This is a genomic window from Nocardioides ureilyticus (assembly GCF_051280745.1).
Taxonomy (GTDB): domain Bacteria; phylum Actinomycetota; class Actinomycetes; order Propionibacteriales; family Nocardioidaceae; genus Nocardioides.
Window position 1 is genome coordinate 1 of the sequence record NZ_JBNCOG010000005.1, and the last position, 17059, is coordinate 17059.

At 73.9% G+C, this 17059-nt stretch carries 15 protein-coding genes; 2 read left to right on the forward strand and 13 right to left on the reverse strand.

Features of this window, described 5'->3' with window-relative positions; all coding sequences use genetic code 11:
• The 6 genes from ACSMHG_RS03950 to lepA form a co-directional block, all read right to left on the reverse strand.
• A partial coding sequence (locus ACSMHG_RS03950) for a Y-family DNA polymerase (protein WP_435742097.1) occupies window positions 1–1381 on the reverse strand: 1381 nt, incomplete at its 3' end.
• Between the two features lie 3 nt (window positions 1382–1384).
• Window positions 1385–2065 (reverse strand): DnaE2-dependent mutagenesis accessory factor ImuA', encoded by a 681-nt coding sequence (imuA', locus tag ACSMHG_RS03955; protein WP_435742098.1) that lies wholly within the window; start codon window positions 2063–2065, stop codon window positions 1385–1387.
• Window positions 2066–2211: 146 nt separating this feature from the next.
• Window positions 2212–4035 (reverse strand): AMP-dependent synthetase/ligase, encoded by a 1824-nt coding sequence (locus ACSMHG_RS03960; RefSeq protein ID WP_435742099.1) that lies wholly within the window; start codon window positions 4033–4035, stop codon window positions 2212–2214.
• 151 nt (window positions 4036–4186) lie between these two features.
• The gene (locus ACSMHG_RS03965) at window positions 4187–4834 is read right to left on the reverse strand and encodes an MOSC domain-containing protein (RefSeq protein WP_435742100.1); all 648 of its coding nucleotides are present in this window, start codon (window positions 4832–4834) and stop codon (window positions 4187–4189) included.
• 56 nt (window positions 4835–4890) lie between these two features.
• A complete protein-coding gene (locus ACSMHG_RS03970; protein ID WP_435742101.1) occupies window positions 4891–5715 on the reverse strand; it encodes an aminoglycoside phosphotransferase family protein in 825 nt (274 codons plus the stop codon).
• Between the two features lie 2 nt (window positions 5716–5717).
• On the reverse strand, window positions 5718–7598 hold the full coding sequence (gene lepA, locus ACSMHG_RS03975; RefSeq protein ID WP_435742102.1) for a translation elongation factor 4: 1881 nt from the start codon (window positions 7596–7598) through the stop codon (window positions 5718–5720).
• A 109-nt stretch (window positions 7599–7707) separates the two neighbouring features.
• Here lepA and ACSMHG_RS03980 point away from each other — a divergent pair, with 109 nt between their 5' ends.
• Complete coding sequence (locus ACSMHG_RS03980) at window positions 7708–8709, forward strand: phosphotransferase (RefSeq protein WP_435742104.1); 1002 nt, start codon at window positions 7708–7710, stop codon at window positions 8707–8709.
• 164 nt (window positions 8710–8873) lie between these two features.
• On the forward strand, window positions 8874–9134 hold the full coding sequence (rpsT, locus tag ACSMHG_RS03985) for a 30S ribosomal protein S20 (protein WP_435742105.1): 261 nt from the start codon (window positions 8874–8876) through the stop codon (window positions 9132–9134).
• 93 nt (window positions 9135–9227) lie between these two features.
• Here rpsT and holA read toward each other — a convergent pair whose 3' ends face one another.
• The 7 genes from holA to ACSMHG_RS04020 form a co-directional block, all read right to left on the reverse strand.
• Window positions 9228–10217 carry a DNA polymerase III subunit delta gene (gene holA, locus ACSMHG_RS03990; protein ID WP_435742106.1) on the reverse strand — a complete coding sequence of 330 codons (990 nt, stop codon included), beginning with the start codon at window positions 10215–10217 and terminating at the stop codon, window positions 9228–9230.
• Between the two features lie 32 nt (window positions 10218–10249).
• Window positions 10250–12553 (reverse strand): ComEC/Rec2 family competence protein, encoded by a 2304-nt coding sequence (locus tag ACSMHG_RS03995; RefSeq protein WP_435742107.1) that lies wholly within the window; start codon window positions 12551–12553, stop codon window positions 10250–10252.
• On the reverse strand, window positions 12546–13553 hold the full coding sequence (locus ACSMHG_RS04000; protein ID WP_435742108.1) for a ComEA family DNA-binding protein: 1008 nt from the start codon (window positions 13551–13553) through the stop codon (window positions 12546–12548). Before ACSMHG_RS04000 ends, ACSMHG_RS03995 begins: the two co-directional genes overlap by 8 nt.
• 126 nt (window positions 13554–13679) lie before the next feature.
• Complete coding sequence (locus ACSMHG_RS04005; protein WP_435742110.1) at window positions 13680–14285, reverse strand: response regulator; 606 nt, start codon at window positions 14283–14285, stop codon at window positions 13680–13682.
• Window positions 14282–15343 (reverse strand): sensor histidine kinase, encoded by a 1062-nt coding sequence (locus tag ACSMHG_RS04010; protein WP_435742111.1) that lies wholly within the window; start codon window positions 15341–15343, stop codon window positions 14282–14284. Before ACSMHG_RS04010 ends, ACSMHG_RS04005 begins: the two co-directional genes overlap by 4 nt.
• Window positions 15340–16140: an ABC transporter permease gene (locus tag ACSMHG_RS04015; protein WP_435742112.1), complete on the reverse strand. Its 801-nt coding sequence runs from the start codon at window positions 16138–16140 to the stop codon at window positions 15340–15342. Before ACSMHG_RS04015 ends, ACSMHG_RS04010 begins: the two co-directional genes overlap by 4 nt.
• Window positions 16137–17036, reverse strand: coding sequence for an ABC transporter ATP-binding protein (locus ACSMHG_RS04020; protein ID WP_435742113.1), 900 nt, complete (start codon window positions 17034–17036; stop codon window positions 16137–16139). The genes ACSMHG_RS04015 and ACSMHG_RS04020 overlap by 4 nt, the downstream gene beginning before the upstream one ends.
• Window positions 17037–17059: the final 23 nt, after the last annotated feature.

Below are 17059 nucleotides of genomic sequence, written 5' to 3' on the forward strand. Positions count from 1 at the left end.
CGAGAATCGTGACAACCTCCTCCGCGCAGCCCCAGCTCAACGTCACACCGGCGCCGCCGTGCCCGTAGCAGTGGACGACCCGTCCCTGGCGTTCGAGGCGCACCGACGGCCGCGCCGGTCGCAGGCCCACCTTGGTCCGCAGCACCCGCGCGGGCGCCGGCGGCGGGATCGCGCCCGGCCACGGCGGCCCGGTCGGGCGCAGGCCCACCGGCCGCTCGCCCCACGGCACCAGCGCCTGCCGGTCGGCCGGTGACCGACCGCCCTGGAGGACCGGCACGCGGACCGCCTCGTGGCCGAGCATCCCCTGCACCCGGGCGATGCCGCGCTGCACTCGCTCGTCGGTGCCGCCCCAGAGGCCGTCGGCGTGGACCGCGTCGGGGACGACCGTCTCGGGCACGAACCGCACCCGCTCGACCGGCGCGCGCACCTCGCCGGCCTTGAAGCCGCCCTGCAGCTGCCAGTGGAGCCGGTCGACCACGTCGGCCGCGCCGAACCACCGCGGGTGGAGCCAGCGCCGCGAAGAGGCCACCACGCCGTCGGCCTCGGCCTGCACCAGCAGCTCGGTGCAGACCAGGCCGTGGTGCGCCAGCTGCTCGACGAACCGGTCGGCCGTCCGGCGAGCGCTGAAGCAGATCGTCTCCGCGGAGGCCAGCGGCGGCTCGAAGTCGACGTGGACCTCCAGCTCCGGCGGGGGCGTCCGCTCGGCCAGCAGCATCGCCCCGTCGCCGGAGACCACGCGGTGCACCCAGGCGACCTGCCGGCCGAACCGGGCCAGCACGTCTCCGGACCGCAGGTCGGCCAGCGCGCCCAGCGAGCGGAGGCCGAGCCGCTTGAGCAGGCTCACGGTGTCGGGGTCCTCGAGCACCTCCACGGGCAGGTCGCGCAGGAACGCCACCGACTCCCCCGCCGGCACCACCACGCTGTCCTGCGGCGCCGCCCGGCGGGCGGCCTGCTCGGCGGTGAAGAGCTCGTCGGCCACGCCGACCCGGCAGTCCCAGACCCCGAGCCGGACGAGCTGCTCGGCGACCACCGCCGCGGCCTCGGTCTCGCCGCCGTAGAACCGGCCGGGCGAGCGGAGCGCCACCAGCCCCGGCCGCAACGGGGCGATGCCGGGACGCAGCCGCTCCAGCGCGGCCAGGACGTCGTCGAAGGCCCGCGCGTCGCGGTCCGGGTTGGCCTCGAGAACGGCGATCTCGGGGCACCGGGCCTGGGCGTCGCGCCGCCGCATGCCACGGCGTACGCCGAAGCCGCGGGCGGCACCGTTGACGGCCTGCACGATGTTGGCCGAGAAGACCGCGGCCGGGGCCGCCGGCGGGCGGCGCTCCTCGGCCAGCGCGGCGACCACCGGCCAGTCGGGGCACCAGACGACGAGGGCGCGCACCGCTCAGCCCGCCGCTCGCACGGCCACCGGGCCGTGCAGCCCTGGGACGTCCGCCGGGGCCGGGGCCCGGCGCAGCACGCCGTCGTCGGCGGGGAACCACAGCGCCGTACGGCGGGGCGGGGCCGACCCGCGCCGCGCCTCGACGACGAGCCGGCGGGTGCGCAGGTGGCCGTGGCCGAGCCCGACGCCGTCCCACTGCGGCTCGGTGGCGCTGAGCCGCAGCTCGCACCGGGGCCAGGGGCCGAGCGCGACGAGGGCGGACTCGCGCTTGCGGAGCCGGGCGCCGAGCTTCTCCGCGACGTGCTCCCCCACCCGGGCCGGCGGGCGGAGGACCACCAGCGGGACCACGTCGACCAGCGCCGCGGTGACCTCCAGCCACTGTTCGCCCGGCTCCGGCACCACGATGGTGCGGCTCAGCTCGACGCCGGCCTCGGCCGCCGCCTCGGCACCGAAGTCGGGCACCCCCACGACCGCGCACCACTCACCGGCCTGGGAGGGGCCGGCCATGAGCGCCAGGGCGAGCGTGGCGCTGTCGACCTCGTAGCTGCCGCCGGTGCGGAGCTGGACCAGCCCGGCGAGCGCGGGGTGCGTCGGCAGCGCGCGGCGCGGCACGCCGTCCTGCATGCGCTGCATGCGCTCGCGCAGGCGGTCGATGTCGCCTGCGGTCGGGGTCTGGGTGGCCACACCCCAGTATCGAACACATGTTCGAACCGGTCAACGGCGAGGCGCCGGGAAACCGCGTGTAACGCGACGTTCGCCACTCTTCCTGCACGTTGCAACGTGCGGGAAGAGTGGCGAACCTGTCGTTACATCAGCGGCCGCGATCAGCCTCAGGACGCGTACAGCGCCGCGATCCGCTCCTGGTTGTTGTTCTCCACGACGTTGCGCTTGACCTTCATCGAGGGCGTGAGCTCACCGGACTCGATGGTGAGGTCGTGGTCGAGGATCTCCCACTTCTTGATGGTCTCCCAGCGGTTGAGGCGCGCGTTCAGCTCCTCGACGTACCCGCCGACCATCTTCTGGACCTCCGCGGAGGAGACGATCTCGGCGTAGGACTTGCCGCTCATGCCGTTCTCCTCGGCCCAGCCCGCCATCGCGTCGGGGTCGAGGGTGATCAGCGCGACGCAGTAGTTGCGCTCGCTGCCGAAGACCATGAACTGGCTGGTGTAGGGGCACAGCGCCTTGAACTTCGACTCGATCGCCGAGGGGGCGATGTACTTGCCGCCGGAGGTCTTGAACAGGTCCTTGATCCGCCCGGTGATGGTGAGGAAGCCGTCGGCGTCGAGCGAGCCCTTGTCACCGGTGCGCAGCCAGCCGTCCTCGGTGAACGCCTTGGCGGTCTCCTCGGGCAGGTTGTGGTAGCCCTCCATCACGTGGGGGCCCTTGATCTGGACCTCGTCGCCCTCGCCGATGCGGACCTGGGCGCCCGGCAGCGCGGGGCCGACCGTGCCCATCTTGTACTCGTCGGGGTGGTTGACCGTCGCGCCGGCGGCGTTCTCGGTCATCCCGTAGCCCTCGAGGATGAGGATGCCGGCGGCGTCGAACCACTCGGCAATCTCCTGGTTCAGCGCCGCGGAGCCGGAGATGAAGAAGCGCACCCGGCCACCGAAGCGGTCCCGGACCTTGGAGAAGACCAGCTTGTCGAAGAGCCGGTGCTGCACCTTGAGCCCCAGCGGGATCGACTTGCCCTCGCGCTCGAGCTGCTTGACCTGGGTCCCGACCTGGAAGGCCTTGGTGAAGATCTTCTCCTTGGCGCCGCCCTCGGCCTGCTGCATCGTCACGATCCGGCCGTGGGCCTTCTCGAAGATGCGGGGCGCGGCGCCCATGAACGTCGGCTTCACGACGCCGAGGTTCTCCACGATCTTCTCGACGCGGCCGTCGATCGCCGTCGCGAAGCCGCAGGCCAGCTGGCTGGAGAGCAGCACCTTGCCGAAGGAGTGGGCCATCGGCAGCCACAGGAACTGCAGGTCGTCCTCGTGCAGGATGTCCTGGGCCTGGATCGCGGCACCCTCGTAGACCCACGAGCGGTGCTTGAGCCGCACGCCCTTCGGCTTGCCGGTGGTGCCGGAGGTGTAGATCAGCGTGGCCAGCTGGTCCGGGCCGATCGCCTTGGCGGTCTCCTCGATGACGTCCGGGTGATCGGCCAGGTACTTCTCGCCGAGCTCGGCCAGGGTGTCCATGCCGATGACCCAGTCACCGTCCGCCGTGCCGTCGAAGGTCACGACCTTCATCAGGTGCGGGAGCTCGTTCTTGTGGCCCCGGAGCTTCGCGACCTGCTCGTCGTCCTCGGCGAAGACCACCCGGCACTCGGCGTCGCCGAGGATGTACGCCGTGTCGTCGGCGTTGGTGGTCGGGTAGACGGTGGTCGTCGCACCGGCGGCGCACATGATCGCCAGGTCCGCGAGGATCCACTCGTAGCGGGTGCCGGCGGCGATGCCGACGCGCTGCTCGGACTCGATGCCGAGGGCCATCAGGCCTGCGGCGAGCCGGCGGACGCGGTCCCCGGCCTGCTGCCAGGTGACCGACTCCCAGGCCTCGCCGCGGGGGAACCGGAACGCCTCGGCGTCGGAGGACGCGGCGACCCGGTCGAGGAACTGCACCGCCATGTTGGGGGCGAGGTGGTCGACGAAGCTGGTGTCGTGATTGGCAGGCATGGCACTCCTGGATGACGGCAGGGGACGACGGCATGACCGGCGCCTCCCCGCGACGGTCGTTGCAGGTAACCTACGTCACTCGCAACCCGTGGGTAACCGGTTCAGACCGCTTCGTGGACGCGGCGAGGGTGAAACCTCTGCCGCCGCCGGCTCACGCCCGGGATGCGACGTACTGCTCGGCGCGGCGGCGGGCCTTCTCGGCCAGCCCGTCGACGGCCAGCAGCTCCGGCAGCAGCGCCGGCTCGGTGTGCAGCGCCCGGAACATGGTGCCGATCGTGACGCCGTGCCCGGGCCGATGCACCACCTGCACCTCGTCACCGGCCTGGAGCGAGCCCGGGTCCAGGACGCGCAGGTAGGCGCCGGGGGCCCCGTCGAGCGTGAACCGCTTGACCCAGGCGCGGTTGTCGAAGCCGCAACGGCCCATCCAGGTCTTGAAGTCGTTGCAGGGGGTGCGGACCGAGGCCACCTCGAGGAGGACGGTGCCGACCCGCCAGCGCTCCCCCACCTCGGCCCCGGTCACCTCGACGCCGCGGGTCGTGAGGTTCTCGGCGAACTGTCCGTCGCGGACGTCCTGTCCGAGGTCGATCGCCCAGCGGTCGAGGTCCTCGCGGGCGTAGGCGTAGACGGCCTGGTCGACGCCGCCGTGGTGTCGGGTGTCGGACACCTCGTCCCCGGCGAGCCCGAGGAGGCCGACCTCGACGGGGCCGGCGACCGGCGCCTTGTCGATGCTGGTGCGGCCGATGCCGGCCCAGGCGGCCTCACGAGGGGTGCCGACGTTGACGGAGACGAGCTGGGACACCGCAGGAGTATCCCCCGCGAGCGGGTCCGCCCGAAGCGGTTTCCGCGAGGGGCCTCTCACTCCTGGACCGCCTTCGCGACCGCCACGCACCGGGTCACGAGCTCCCGGTCGTCCAGGGCGCCCAGCGCTCGGTGCACGGTCCGCAGCACGACCCAGTCGCGGGCCCGGTCCTCGTCGAGCAGTGCCGCGTCGATCGCGGCGTGGAACCGGCGGCGCAGGGCGGGGCGGACGTCGCCGGCGACGTCCTCCCAGCGGTGCCAGAGCAGCGGCGCGACCTCGGCGTGCGGGTCGCCGACCACCGGGCTCGGGGAGATGGTGCGCCAGCCGTCGCCGCCTCCCTCGGTGGTCGCCAGCAGGTGGGCGTAGTGCAGGTCCCCGTGGAGCAGGCGCTGCTCGCCGGGGTCGCCCACGAAGGCCCGGCCGAGCGCCACGGCCTGCTCGACCAGGCGGTGCGGCAGCGGGGCGTCCCTGGGCAGCGCCGCCAGCGCCGCGGTCCCCTGCTCGACGTACGACGCCAAGGTCCGCACCTGCGGCGGCGCCGGCACGTGCAGCCGTGCGTAGTGGGCGCCGACCAGCTCGCAGGCCTCGACGTCCCAGTAGTCGGTGAGGTCGGGCCCGGCCAGTCGCTCGAGCAGGACCGCGCGCCGGTGCGGGTCGGCGCGGAGCAGTCGTACGGCGCCCTCGCCGCCCCACCGCTGGAGGGCCAGCGCCTCGTGCTCCGCGGCGCCGACCTTGAGCACCGCAGGTCCGCGCGGGCCGGTCACCGGCAGGACCTCGGTGCGTCCGGCGCACCACCGATCGCCCGTCGGGACGAGCTCCCACTCCTCGAGCAGGGCCGCGACCGTCGTCGGCAGCGGCCCCAGCAGAGGGGCGGAGGGCACCGCTACTTCTTGCCCTTGTCGACCGAGCTGCCGGCGCCGTCGTTGGAGAGCGCGGCGACGAAGGCCTCCGGCGGGACCTCGACCGAGCCGATGTTCTTCATCCGCTTCTTGCCGGCCTTCTGCTTCTCCAGCAGCTTGCGCTTGCGGCTGATGTCACCGCCGTAGCACTTGGCCAGCACGTCCTTGCGGATCGCGCGGATGTTCTCCCGAGCGATCACCCGGGCACCGATGGCGGCCTGGATCGGCACCTCGAACTGCTGGCGCGGGATGAGGTCCTTGAGCTTGCCGGCCATCATCACGCCGTAGGCGTACGCCGCGTCCCGGTGCGAGATCGCGCTGAAGGCGTCGACGGGCTCGCCCTGGAGCAGGATGTCGACCTTCACCAGGTCGGCGGCCTGCTCCCCGGAGCGCTCGTAGTCGAGCGAGGCGTAGCCCTTGGTGCGCGACTTCAGCTGGTCGAAGAAGTCGAAGACGATCTCGCCCATCGGGAGGGTGTAGCGCATCTCCACCCGGTCCTCGGAGAGGTAGTCCATCCCCTGCAGCTGGCCACGCTTGGTCTGGCAGAGCTCCATGATCGTGCCGATGTAGTCGGACGGCGCCAGGATCGTCGCCTTCACGACCGGCTCGCGGACCTCGGCGATCTTGCCCTCGGGGTACTCGCTGGGGTTGGTCACCTCGACCTCGGAGCCGTCCTCCATCGTCACGTGGTAGACGACGTTCGGGGCGGTGGAGATGAGGTCGAGGCCGAACTCGCGCTCGAGGCGGTCGCGGGTGATCTCCATGTGGAGCAGGCCGAGGAACCCGATGCGGAAGCCGAAGCCGAGCGCGCCGGAGGTCTCGGGCTCGTAGGTCAGCGCCGCGTCGTTGAGCTGGAGCTTCTCCAGGGCCTCGCGCAGGTCGCCGAACTGGTCGCCGTCGATCGGGTAGAGGCCGGCGTAGACCATCGGGTTGGGGTGCTTGTAGCCGCCGAGCGCCTCGGTCGCGCCGTGGTGCTGGGTGGTCACCGTGTCGCCGACGCGGGACTGGCGGACGTCCTTCACGCCGGTGATGAGGTAGCCGACCTCGCCGACGCCGAGCTCGCCCGCCTTCACCTGCTCCGGGCTGATGACGCCGACCTCGAGCATCTCGTGGGTCGCGTTGGTCGACATCATCTTGATCCGGTCGCGGTGGTTGAGCTTGCCGTCGACCACGCGGACGTAGGTGATGACGCCCCGGTAGGTGTCGTAGACGGAGTCGAAGATCAGCGCCCGGGCCGGCTTGTCCGCCTCGCCCACCGGAGGCGGCGTCTGCTTGACGATCTCGTTGAGCAGCGCCTCGACGCCCAGGCCGGTCTTGGCGCTGACCCGGAGCACGTCCTCCGGCTCGCACCCGACGAGGCCGGCGAGCTCCGCGGCGTACTTCTCGGGGTTGGCGCTCGGCAGGTCGATCTTGTTGAGCACCGGGATGATGTGGAGGTCGGCGCCCATCGCGAGGTAGAGGTTGGCCAGCGTCTGCGCCTCGATGCCCTGGGCGGCGTCGACGAGCAGGATGGCGGCCTCGCAGGCCTCCAGCGAGCGGGACACCTCGTAGGTGAAGTCGACGTGCCCGGGGGTGTCGATCATGTTGAGCACGTAGGTGCCCGGCTCGGCGGCCTCGTCGTTGTCGTCGGGCACGGTCCACGGCATCCGGACGGCCTGGCTCTTGATCGTGATCCCGCGCTCGCGCTCGATGTCCATCCGGTCGAGGTACTGGGCCCGCGCGGCCCGCTCGTCGACCACGCCGGTCAGCTGCAGCATGCGGTCGGCGAGGGTCGACTTGCCGTGGTCGATGTGCGCGATGATGCAGAAGTTCCTGATGATCGCGGGATCGGTGTGGCCGGGCTTCGGCGCAGGCGTCTGGGGCACGGGCTCTTCTCGACGGACTGGTGACGGGCACGGTCGGGACGGACCGCACCATCCTCCCACGCCGCGCGGCGTGCGCCCGACTCGACGGCCGGTGCCCCAGGATGGCCCGGTGACCGCGTCCGCGCTCCCTCCCGCCCGGCCTCTCGTCCGGCCTCCCGTCCGCAGGGGTCTCCCGTTCCCGCACGGGCGCACGGCGCGCCGGCTCGACTGGGTGCACCTCCCGGCCCACGTCCGGGCCGCCGTGGAGGCGCGCATCGGATCGCCGGTGACGGGGTGGTCCTCCCAAGACGCGGGCTTCACCCCCGGTCTCGCATCCGTGCTCGAGTGCGCCGACGGCAGCCGCCACTTCGTCAAGGCGGCCTCGGCCGTCGCCCAGCGGGCCATCGCCGACGCCTACCGCGAGGAGGGGCGCCGGCTCGCGACGCTGCCGGCCTCCGCGCCCGCGCCCCGCCTGCGGTGGACCCACGACGAGGACTGGGTGGTGCTGGGGATCGAGCACGTCGAGCACCGGCTCCCCGAGCGGCCGTGGTCCGCTGAGGACCTCGCCGCCGCGGTGGACGCGCTGGACCGCGCCGCCACGACGCTCACGCCTGCGCCGCCCGGCTCCCCCCTCGGCACCTACGCCGAGGAGACGGCTGCCTGGCCGGCCATGTGGGACCGGCTCCGTGCCGCACCGCCCCGGCTCCCCGGGCTGGCCGAGCGGCTGGACGAGGCAGCGGCGATGGCCCGGGCCTCGGCGCTCGTCGTCGGCGGCTCGACCCTCGTGCACACCGACGTCCGCGACGACAACGTGCTGCTGGCCGCCGACGGCCGGGTGCTGCTGTGCGACTGGAACTGGCCGGTCGCCGGCGCGGCGTGGCTCGACACGGTCGTCCTCCTGGCGGGCGCGCGCGGCGACGGCGTCGACGCCGACGCCGTGCTCGCCTCCGCCCGGGTGGCCCGCGACGTCCCGCCCGACCACGTGGACGCCGTGCTCGCGCTGCTCGCCGGCTACCTCCTGCTCATGGGCGACCTGCGGGTGCCGCCCACGTCGCCCTTCCTGCGCGCGTCCCAGCGGTGGCAGGGTGAGGCGGCGTGGGCCTGGCTCTGCGAGCGCCGCGGCTGGGCCTGACCGTCCGGGCGTGACCATGGGGGCCTGAGCCTCGATTGGGACGGCGGGCGGCGCGCTGCTAGTCTCGCTGGTCGCGTGTCCGGCTGTCCGCACGCCGACCGCACCACCCCCCGTTCCGGGGCCAAGACCTGATCCCTGTCCAGATCGACGACGAAGGCGCAACCGTGGCGAACATCAAGTCCCAGATCAAGCGCAACAAGCAGAACGAGAAGCGCCACGAGCGCAACAAGTCCGTGAAGACCGGCCTGAGGACCGCCGTCAACAAGTTCCGCAAGGCCGCCGAGGCCGGCGACAAGGAGACCGCGACCACCGCGGCCCGGGACGCCTCGCGGATGCTCGACAAGGCCGTCTCCAAGGGCGTCATCCACAAGAACCAGGCCGCGAACCGCAAGTCCGCGATCGCCAAGAAGGCCGCCTCTCTCTGAGGCCCGCCGCCACAGAGGCGCCGCACCCTCCGGGGTCGGCGCCTTTCGTGCGTCCGGACCCCGGCGCCACCGTGCGTGGCCGGGCGGCCGGGTTCAGCGCCCCGTGCGCAGGTCGGTGATCTCGAGCACCAGCCGCTCCAGGGTGTACGACGGATCGCTGGCCGCGCCCTTGATGTCGGCGTCGGCCCGCGCGACGGCGCGGATCGCCCGCCCGAGCCCCTGCTCGGTCCACCCGCGGGACTGGTCGCGGATCGACCGGAGCTTCCACGGCGGGACGCCCACCTCACGGGCGAGGTCGGCCTCGCGCATGCCGCGCGGGGCGCCCTGGTAGCGAGCCAGCCCCCGGGCGCCGGTGGCAAAAGCCGAGGTCACCAGGACCGCTGCCGTGCCGCCGTCGAGCGCCCATCGCAGCTCCTCGAGCGCGGCGTGCCGGCGTCCGGAGAAGGCAGCGTCCGCGACGGCGAAGGACTTGGCCTCCGCGCGACCGCCGAAGTAGCGCCGCACCTTCTCGACGTCCAGCGACTCCCCGGGGAAGTCGTGGGTCAGCTGGTGCGCGGCCGCCGCGAGCGAGCGGAGGTCCTGGCCGACGGCCTGGACGAGGAACAGGGCCGCCTCGCGGTCCATGGTGGCGCCGTGACGCCGGGCCTCGTTGGCCACGAACTGCGGGTACTCCGACGCCTTGAGCTCACCGGAGCGCACGTCCGCGACGAAGGCCGCCTTGCGGAGCTTCGCCAGCACGCCGCTGCCCTTCTGGCCGCCCCCGTGCACGAGCACCAGGGCGACGTCCTCGACGGGTGCGTCGGCGTAGCCCAACACGCCGGCGACCGACTCGTCGGGCAGGTTCTCCAGGTTCCGCACCACGACGCACCGGGTGCTGGAGAACAACGACGGCGCGGAGAGCTCGCCGAGCGTGGCGAGGGTCAGGTCGGCGGCCTGGGTCTCGGAGAGCTCGGCCTCCGGGTCGTGCGCTCGGACCGCCTCGCGGACCGCCGCGACCGTCCGCTCGTTGAGGAACTCCTCCTTGCCGGTCACGAGGGTGACCCGGCCGAGGACGTCTGCTGCCTTCGGACCCGTCGTTGCCATGGTCGGAGAAGCGTCCCACAGGGCACCGACGCTCACCTGCGGCTGGTGGTCGTCAGCTGCCCACCGCTGACCCGCACCAGGACGTCACCGCCGAGGTCGGTGCGCAGCACCCGGGCGCCGCTCCCCTCCAGTTGCGCCAGCAGGGGTCCGGACGGGTGGCCGTAGTCGTTGTCGGCACCGACCGGGACGAGGACCACGCGGGCACCGAGCGAGGTCAGGAACGACTCGTCCTGGTGCCGGCTGCCGTGGTGCGGCAGCTTCAGCACGTCGACCTCGAGGCCGGGGAGGCTCCGGGCGAGGGCCGCTTGGCCGGGCGGCTCGAGGTCGCCGGTGAGCAGCAGCCGGACGCCGGCCACCTCCACGAGCAGCACGACGCTCGCGTCGTTGGCGGTGTCGCCCTCCGCTCCCCTCGTGGTCGTCAGCCCCGGGGGCGGCCACAGCACCTGCAGGGTCACCGCACCGATCCTCCGCGCGGAGCCGTACGGCGCGGCGCGGACGTGCAGGCCCGTCCCGGCCAGCGCGGTGCGGACGCCGGCGACGCCGGCGGACGGGTCGAGCACCGGGGTGGACTCCACCGCGTCCACGGTCCGGCCGGTCAGCACGCCGGCCAGCCCGTCGACGTGGTCGGCGTGGAAGTGGGTCAGCACCACCAGCGGCACCCGCTCGACGTCGAGGTCGTCGAGGCAGCGGTCGACCGCTGCCGGGTCGGGCCCGGTGTCCACCACGATCCCTGCACCGGGCCCCGACCGCAGCACCAGGGCGTCACCCTGGCCGACGTCGCACATCGCCACCACCCAGTCCCGGGCGGGCCAGCCGGGCGTGGGCGGTCGGACGAGCACCACGAGCGCCAGGAGGCCGGCGAGGAGCAGGCCCAGGGCGGGGCGCTCGAGCAGCCGGCGCAGGAGCACCGCGAGGGCGGCGCAGCCGCCGGTGAGCGCGACGAGGGCGGCCGGCCCGGTCCCCCAGCCGACCGCCGGCACGGGGAGGCCGGCACCCCAGCCGGCCACGGCGATCACCCACCCGACGCACCAGCCGGCCAGGGTCCCGAGGAGCCGGCCGACGGGACCGGCCACCAGCCCCACGAGACCTCCCGCCAGGCCGAGGACCGTGGCCGGTCCGACCGCCGGCGCGACGAGCAGGTTGGCGAGCACCGCCACCAGGCTCACCTCCCCGGACAGCGCTGCGACGACCGGGGTGCAGGCCACCTGTGCCGCCAGCGGGACCGCGACCGCCTCGGCCAGCCATCGCGGCAGCCACCGGGCCAGCGCGTCCCGCCAGACCGGTGCCAGCACGAGGATCCCGGCCGTCGCGAGGACCGACAGCGTGAACCCGGCCGACACCGCGAGCCCGGGCTGCACCAGGAGGAGCACCACCACGGCCACGCCCAGGGCTCGGAACCCGCGCTGCCGCGCATGCACCCCGAGGGCCAGGAGGGCGACGCCGCCCATCACGGCGGCGCGCAGCACGCTCGGCTCGGTGCGGGCCAGCAGCACGAACCCGACGATGCCGAGCGCTCCCACGACGAGGAGCCAGCGGCCACGGGCCCCGCACCAGCGGGCGAGCAGCAGGAGGAACCCCACGACGAGGGTCAGGTTGGTGCCCGAGACGGCGAGCAGGTGGGTGAGCCCCGTCGTGCGGAAGTCCTCGGCCAGGTCCTCCGCCAGGGCCTGGTCGTCGCCGGTCACGAGAGCCGGGACCAGCGCCGCCTGGTCGGCCGGCCGGTGCGCCACCGCGTCGCGGATCGAGGCACGCACCACCGCGGCGCCCCGCCACCACGGCCCCGGGGCCGCCAGGACGTCCGGCTCCCCGGCGATGACGAGGGCGGCCAGGTCGCCGCCGTCGGCGACGTCGAGGCGGCCGACCGTCCGCACGGTCGCGCCCAGCGGCACCTCGGCCCATGCCTCGCGACCGATCACGAGGACCTCGGTGCTCAGGCGGTGGGTCAACCCGCGGCCGGTGACCTCACGGACCGTGAGCCGGGTCAGCACACCGTCGGCGCGCCGCCCCCGGAGCGGCCGCGGGTCGGCAGCCACGGACCCGACCAGCGTGACCACCGCACGCTGACGTGCCAGGTCGGCGACGGGGCCGTCGGTGGTCTGCTCGACCCGGACCCCGGCCGACGTCATCACGGCGGCCACGACCACCACCGTGGCTCCCACGGTCGCCGCGTGGCGGCGGTGACGCCGGGCGGCCAGGGCGGCGACCGCGACCAGGAGGCCACCGGCGACGGCCGTGGCCGCGCCGGGGAGCACGTGGGCCGCCACCCCGGCGAGCCACGCTGCCGCGCCCAGCAGCGGCATCCGCAGGTCGGGGCGCTCGGCGGGGGCCTCATCCACCCGCGACCGTCACGTGCGGGGCGATCTGAGCCAGCGTCGCCTCGCCGATCCCGTCCACCTCGAGCAGCTCCTCCACGGCGGAGAAGGAGCCGTGCTCGGTGCGCCAGGCCACGATCGCCGCAGCCGTCACCGGTCCGACCTGCGGCAACGTGTCCAGCTGCGCCTCGGTGGCCGTGTTGAGGTCGACGACCGACGGCGCAGCCGCCGTGCCGGGTGCGGGCGCGACACCGGGCACGGCGCCCGGTACCGCACCCGCCTGCGGCCCAGGTGGCGCGCCGACCCGTACCTGCTCGCCGTCGACCAGGACGCGCGCGAGGTTCAGGACGGAGAGGTCGACACCGCGGCGGGCGCCGCCGGCCGCGTCGAGCGCGTCGACCACCCGGGCACCGGCCTCCAGCACCACGATCCCCGGGCGCCGCACCTGCCCGGCCACGTCCACGACGACCTCGGCCGCCGCCGGAGCGCTCGAGGCCCCGGCCGGGCTCGGTCCCGCCTCCGGGACCTCCACGAGGTCCGCCACGGGCGAGGTGTCCACCGGGGCCGGTGCCACCGGCGCGCCCGGGTCCGACCGCACGACCCACCAGCAGGTGACGGCCAGGCCGAGGGCGACCACGAGGGAGACGACGGTCAGCTGCGCCGAGCCGATCGCGACCCGCCCCTGCAGGGTCTCGGGCAGCAACCCCGCGAGCCGGCGCCCGGGGCGATCGGCACGCCGCCGGGCTGCGTGCCGACCGGGCACCGGGACGGGCGGCGGGACCCAGCCGGGCGGCCCGGGCGGCTCCGGCGGCGCGGGCCACCCCGGTGGCACGGTCGCCTGCACCGCCGGCGCCGGGCGGATGGGTGCCGTCGCCGGCACAGGACCGCCCTCCGCCGCCCGCACGCGCGTGTGGTCGTCGTACCAGTCGGGGGCCGGGCGCACCTCGGCGAGCTCGGCACTCAGCAGGGCGAGCCGGCGAGAGACGGCCTCCTGGTGCTCGGCGGAGGGACGGCGGGAGCGCATGCCGGCGACGCTAGGTCCGGGTCGGCCCGCCGCGGGTCGTCGCGGGAGCCACCTGTGGAGCAGCTGTCCGCCGTGGCGGCTGTGGATGCTTCGTGGGCGTCGACCGGGAACGAACCGGGGTCCGCCTCAGATCCATCCGTTCAGCTGGGCGAGCCGCGCCGCCTCGGCCCGGGTCGTCGCGCCGGTCTTGCCGATCGCGGCCGAGAGGTGGTTGCGGACGGTTCCCACGGAGAGCTGCGCGCGCGCGGCGATCGACGCGACGGGTGATCCGTCGACAGCGAGGAGCAGGATCTCCGCCTCCCGAGTGGTGAGCGGCGACGGACCGGCCATGAGTGACTCGGTCGCGAGGTCCGGGTCCACCACGCGCAGGCCGGCGTGCACCCGACGCACGGCGTCGGCGAGCTCCCGCGCGGGTGTGTCCTTGACGAGGAAGCCGGCTGCCCCGGCGTCGAGCGCGCGGCGCACGTAGCCCGGCCGTCCGAAGGTCGTCACGATCAGCGACCGCACGTCGGGCAGCTCGGCACGCAGCTGCTCGGCCACCTCGAGCCCGGTGAGTCCCGGCATCTCGATGTCGAGCAGGCACACCTCCGCCTGCGACGCGCGAGCAGCGGGCAGCACCTCGTCACCGCGACCGACCTGCGCGACGACCTCGATGTCGGTCTCGAGGTCGAGGAGCGCCGCGAGCGCGCCGCGGACGAGCGCCTGGTCGTCGGCCAGCAGGATCCGGATCACGGCAGCACGACCTCGACGCGTGTTCCCGGCCCGCCCGACAGGCGGAGGGTGCCCCCGGCTGCGGCCACCCGTTCGCGCATGCCACGCAGCCCGTTGCCGTCGTGGCCGCCGTTCGCCGCGAGGCTGACGCCGTCGTCGGTGACGACCAACCCGGTCGGCGAGAGCTCGATCGAGACCACCGAGGCGCGTGCGTGCCGGACCACGTTGGTCACCGACTCGCGCAGCACCCAGGCCAGGAGGGTGCGGTGCCGCGGATCGGTCTCGGCGACGGTACCGACCAGCTCGGTCCGGATCCCCGCGTCGGCGAGCACGCACGGCGCCGCGGCCAGCTCCGCCTCGAGGTTGGCCGCCCGCAGCCCGCCGACGGTCGAGCGGACCTCCGCGAGCGCCTGCCGGGCGGTCTCCTGGATCGACTCCAGCTCCTCCCGGGCCCGCGCGGGGTCGGCCTCGACGAGCCGCCCCGCGAGCTCCGCCTTGATCGAGAGAGCCGTCAACGAGTGACCGAGCACGTCGTGCACGTCGCGCGCCACCCGGTCGCGCTCTGCAGCCAGGGCCAGCTCGGCCCGGGAGGCCTCGGACCGCTCCTCGAGGCGGGCGAAGACGCGCATCGCCGTGCAGAAACCGATGATGGGCCACACCATCAGGAAGAAGAAGGCGGGGAAGTCGCCCCAGACGAGGGAGAGGAGCGGCAACAGCGCACTGACGACGGTGGTCCACCGCCACCACGGCGCCGGCACCATGATGGCGGAGAACGCTCCGAGGTAGGGGGTGAGGCCGATGGCCTCGATGCCGATCACCGGCACGGTTCCCACAGCGAGCAGGAGCATGGCGAACCAGACCTTCAGCGCGTGGGCGCGCCACACGCTCCACCCGAGCAGGTAGATCCCCGCGAAGGCCCCGATCAGCGCCAGTACCAGGCCCGTGACCGGTGCCGAGGCGTCGGTCTCCACGACCTCGATGACCGGGTAGGCGAGGAAGACCAACCAGATCGCCGCGATCACCCATCCCCACCGCTCCCACGGCGAGCTGACGGATCGGGGGCCGGGCGGTGCGGTCACACCCGCTCCCGACGCCGGCGCAGCCCCCAGACGGCCACCCCTGTGAAGATCGCCGTCCACACGCCTACGTTAGCGAGCAGCAGCCACACCGGGTCGTGGCCGGCGTCGGCGGGGAGGTGGCCCTCCGAGATGGGGTAGCGCGCCAGCCCGGCGTAGCCGTAGAGCGGGGTGAGGCGGCCGATGTCCAGCACGACCCCGTCCATCGGCGTGAAGACGTTGCCGAGGAAGCTCAGGATCACGATCAACCCCGAGGCGATGCCGGCGGTGTTGTCCCCCTTGAACACCAGGCACACAGCCAGGCCGTAGACCGCGAACAGCGCCGAGCCGAGCCACACGATGCCGGCGCTGGCCAGCCAGTCGACCGCGTTGCCCGACGAGCCGGTGGCCGCGCCGATCACGTAGATCAATGCGACCGGGACGGCCGCGACGAGCATGGCCACAGCGGTCTTGATCGCCACGAAGGCCACCGAGGAGAGCGGCGTCAGGGCGACCTGGCGCCCCCACCCCATGGTCTGCTCGGTCGCCGCCACCCCGGCGACGGTCGCCGTGGCCGTGACGGCCCCGTAGGCCGCCATCGACACCATCACGTACATCGCGACGTTCGCACTGCCGTACGCCTCGTCGTCGCCCATCCCGAAGACGAAGAACAGGAAGGCCGGCAGCGCCACGGTGAAGAACATCGCCACCTTGTCCCGCAGCTGTCGCCTCAGGTCCAGGCCGGCATAGGCGACTGCCGAGGGCCGTGTCGTACGCCGACCTGCCGCCGCCGCGGTGTCCGTGACCGTCGTCGCGCTCACCGCAGTGCCTTCTCGGGCTCGCTGCGGCCAGCCACTCCTGCGTCGGTCGACGGCGTCCCGGTGAGGGCGAGGAACGCCGCCTCGAGGCTCGCGCCGGCCACCTCGAGGTCGGCGATGCCGAGCGGCGCGACCGCCGTGCGGACGTCGTCGAGCCAGGCCGGGTCGATGCCGTGGACGTCCATGACCTCCGCCGGCGGGCGGAAGGACACCGTGTGGCCGCCGTGCTTCGCACGTACTTCCGCGGTCGGGCCGTCGGCCACGATCCGGCCGCGCGCCATCAGCACCGTGCGGTCGGCGAACGCGTCGGCCTCGGCGAGGTAGTGGGTCGCGAAGACGATGGTGCGGCCTCCCGCGGCGTCCTCCCGCATGGTTCTCCAGAACTCCTGGCGCGCACCGACGTCCATGCCGGTCGTCGGCTCGTCGAGGATCACCAGGTCGGGGTCGGGGACGAGCGCCAGCGCGAACTTCAACCGCTGCTGCTCGCCCCCCGAGCACGCCTTCACCAACCGGTCGCCGAGCGGACCGAGTCCAGCACGCTCGACGACGACGTCGACCCGCTCCGGCCGGCCGTGGAGGGCGGCGACCGCGCGGACCGTCTCCCGCACCGTGAAGTCGGGCAGCAGCCCGCCGGTCTGCATCACGGCGGAGACCCGCCCCTCCGCGACCGCGCGGCGCGGTGTCCCGCCGTACACCGCGACCGTCCCGCTCGTCGGAGAGGTCAGGCCGAGGAACATGTCCACGGTCGTGGTCTTGCCGGCGCCGTTGGGGCCGAGGAAGGCGACGACCTCACCGGGACTGATGGTCAGGTCGATGCCGTCGACGGCGGTGACGGTCTCCCCGCCGAGTCCCCGGAACCGCTTCGTGAGGGCGATGGCCTCGAGTGCTGGAGTGCTCACGAGGCAACCCTCCGTCCGCGGGC

Coding starts and splice junctions, on each gene's coding strand:
- ACSMHG_RS03960 (WP_435742099.1), bottom strand. CDS start 4,035: ATGCCTGCCAATCACGACACCAGCTTCGTCGACCACCTCGCCCCCAAC.
- ACSMHG_RS04000 (WP_435742108.1), bottom strand. CDS start 13,553: ATGCGCTCCCGCCGTCCCTCCGCCGAGCACCAGGAGGCCGTCTCTCGC.
- holA (WP_435742106.1), bottom strand. CDS start 10,217: ATGGCAACGACGGGTCCGAAGGCAGCAGACGTCCTCGGCCGGGTCACC.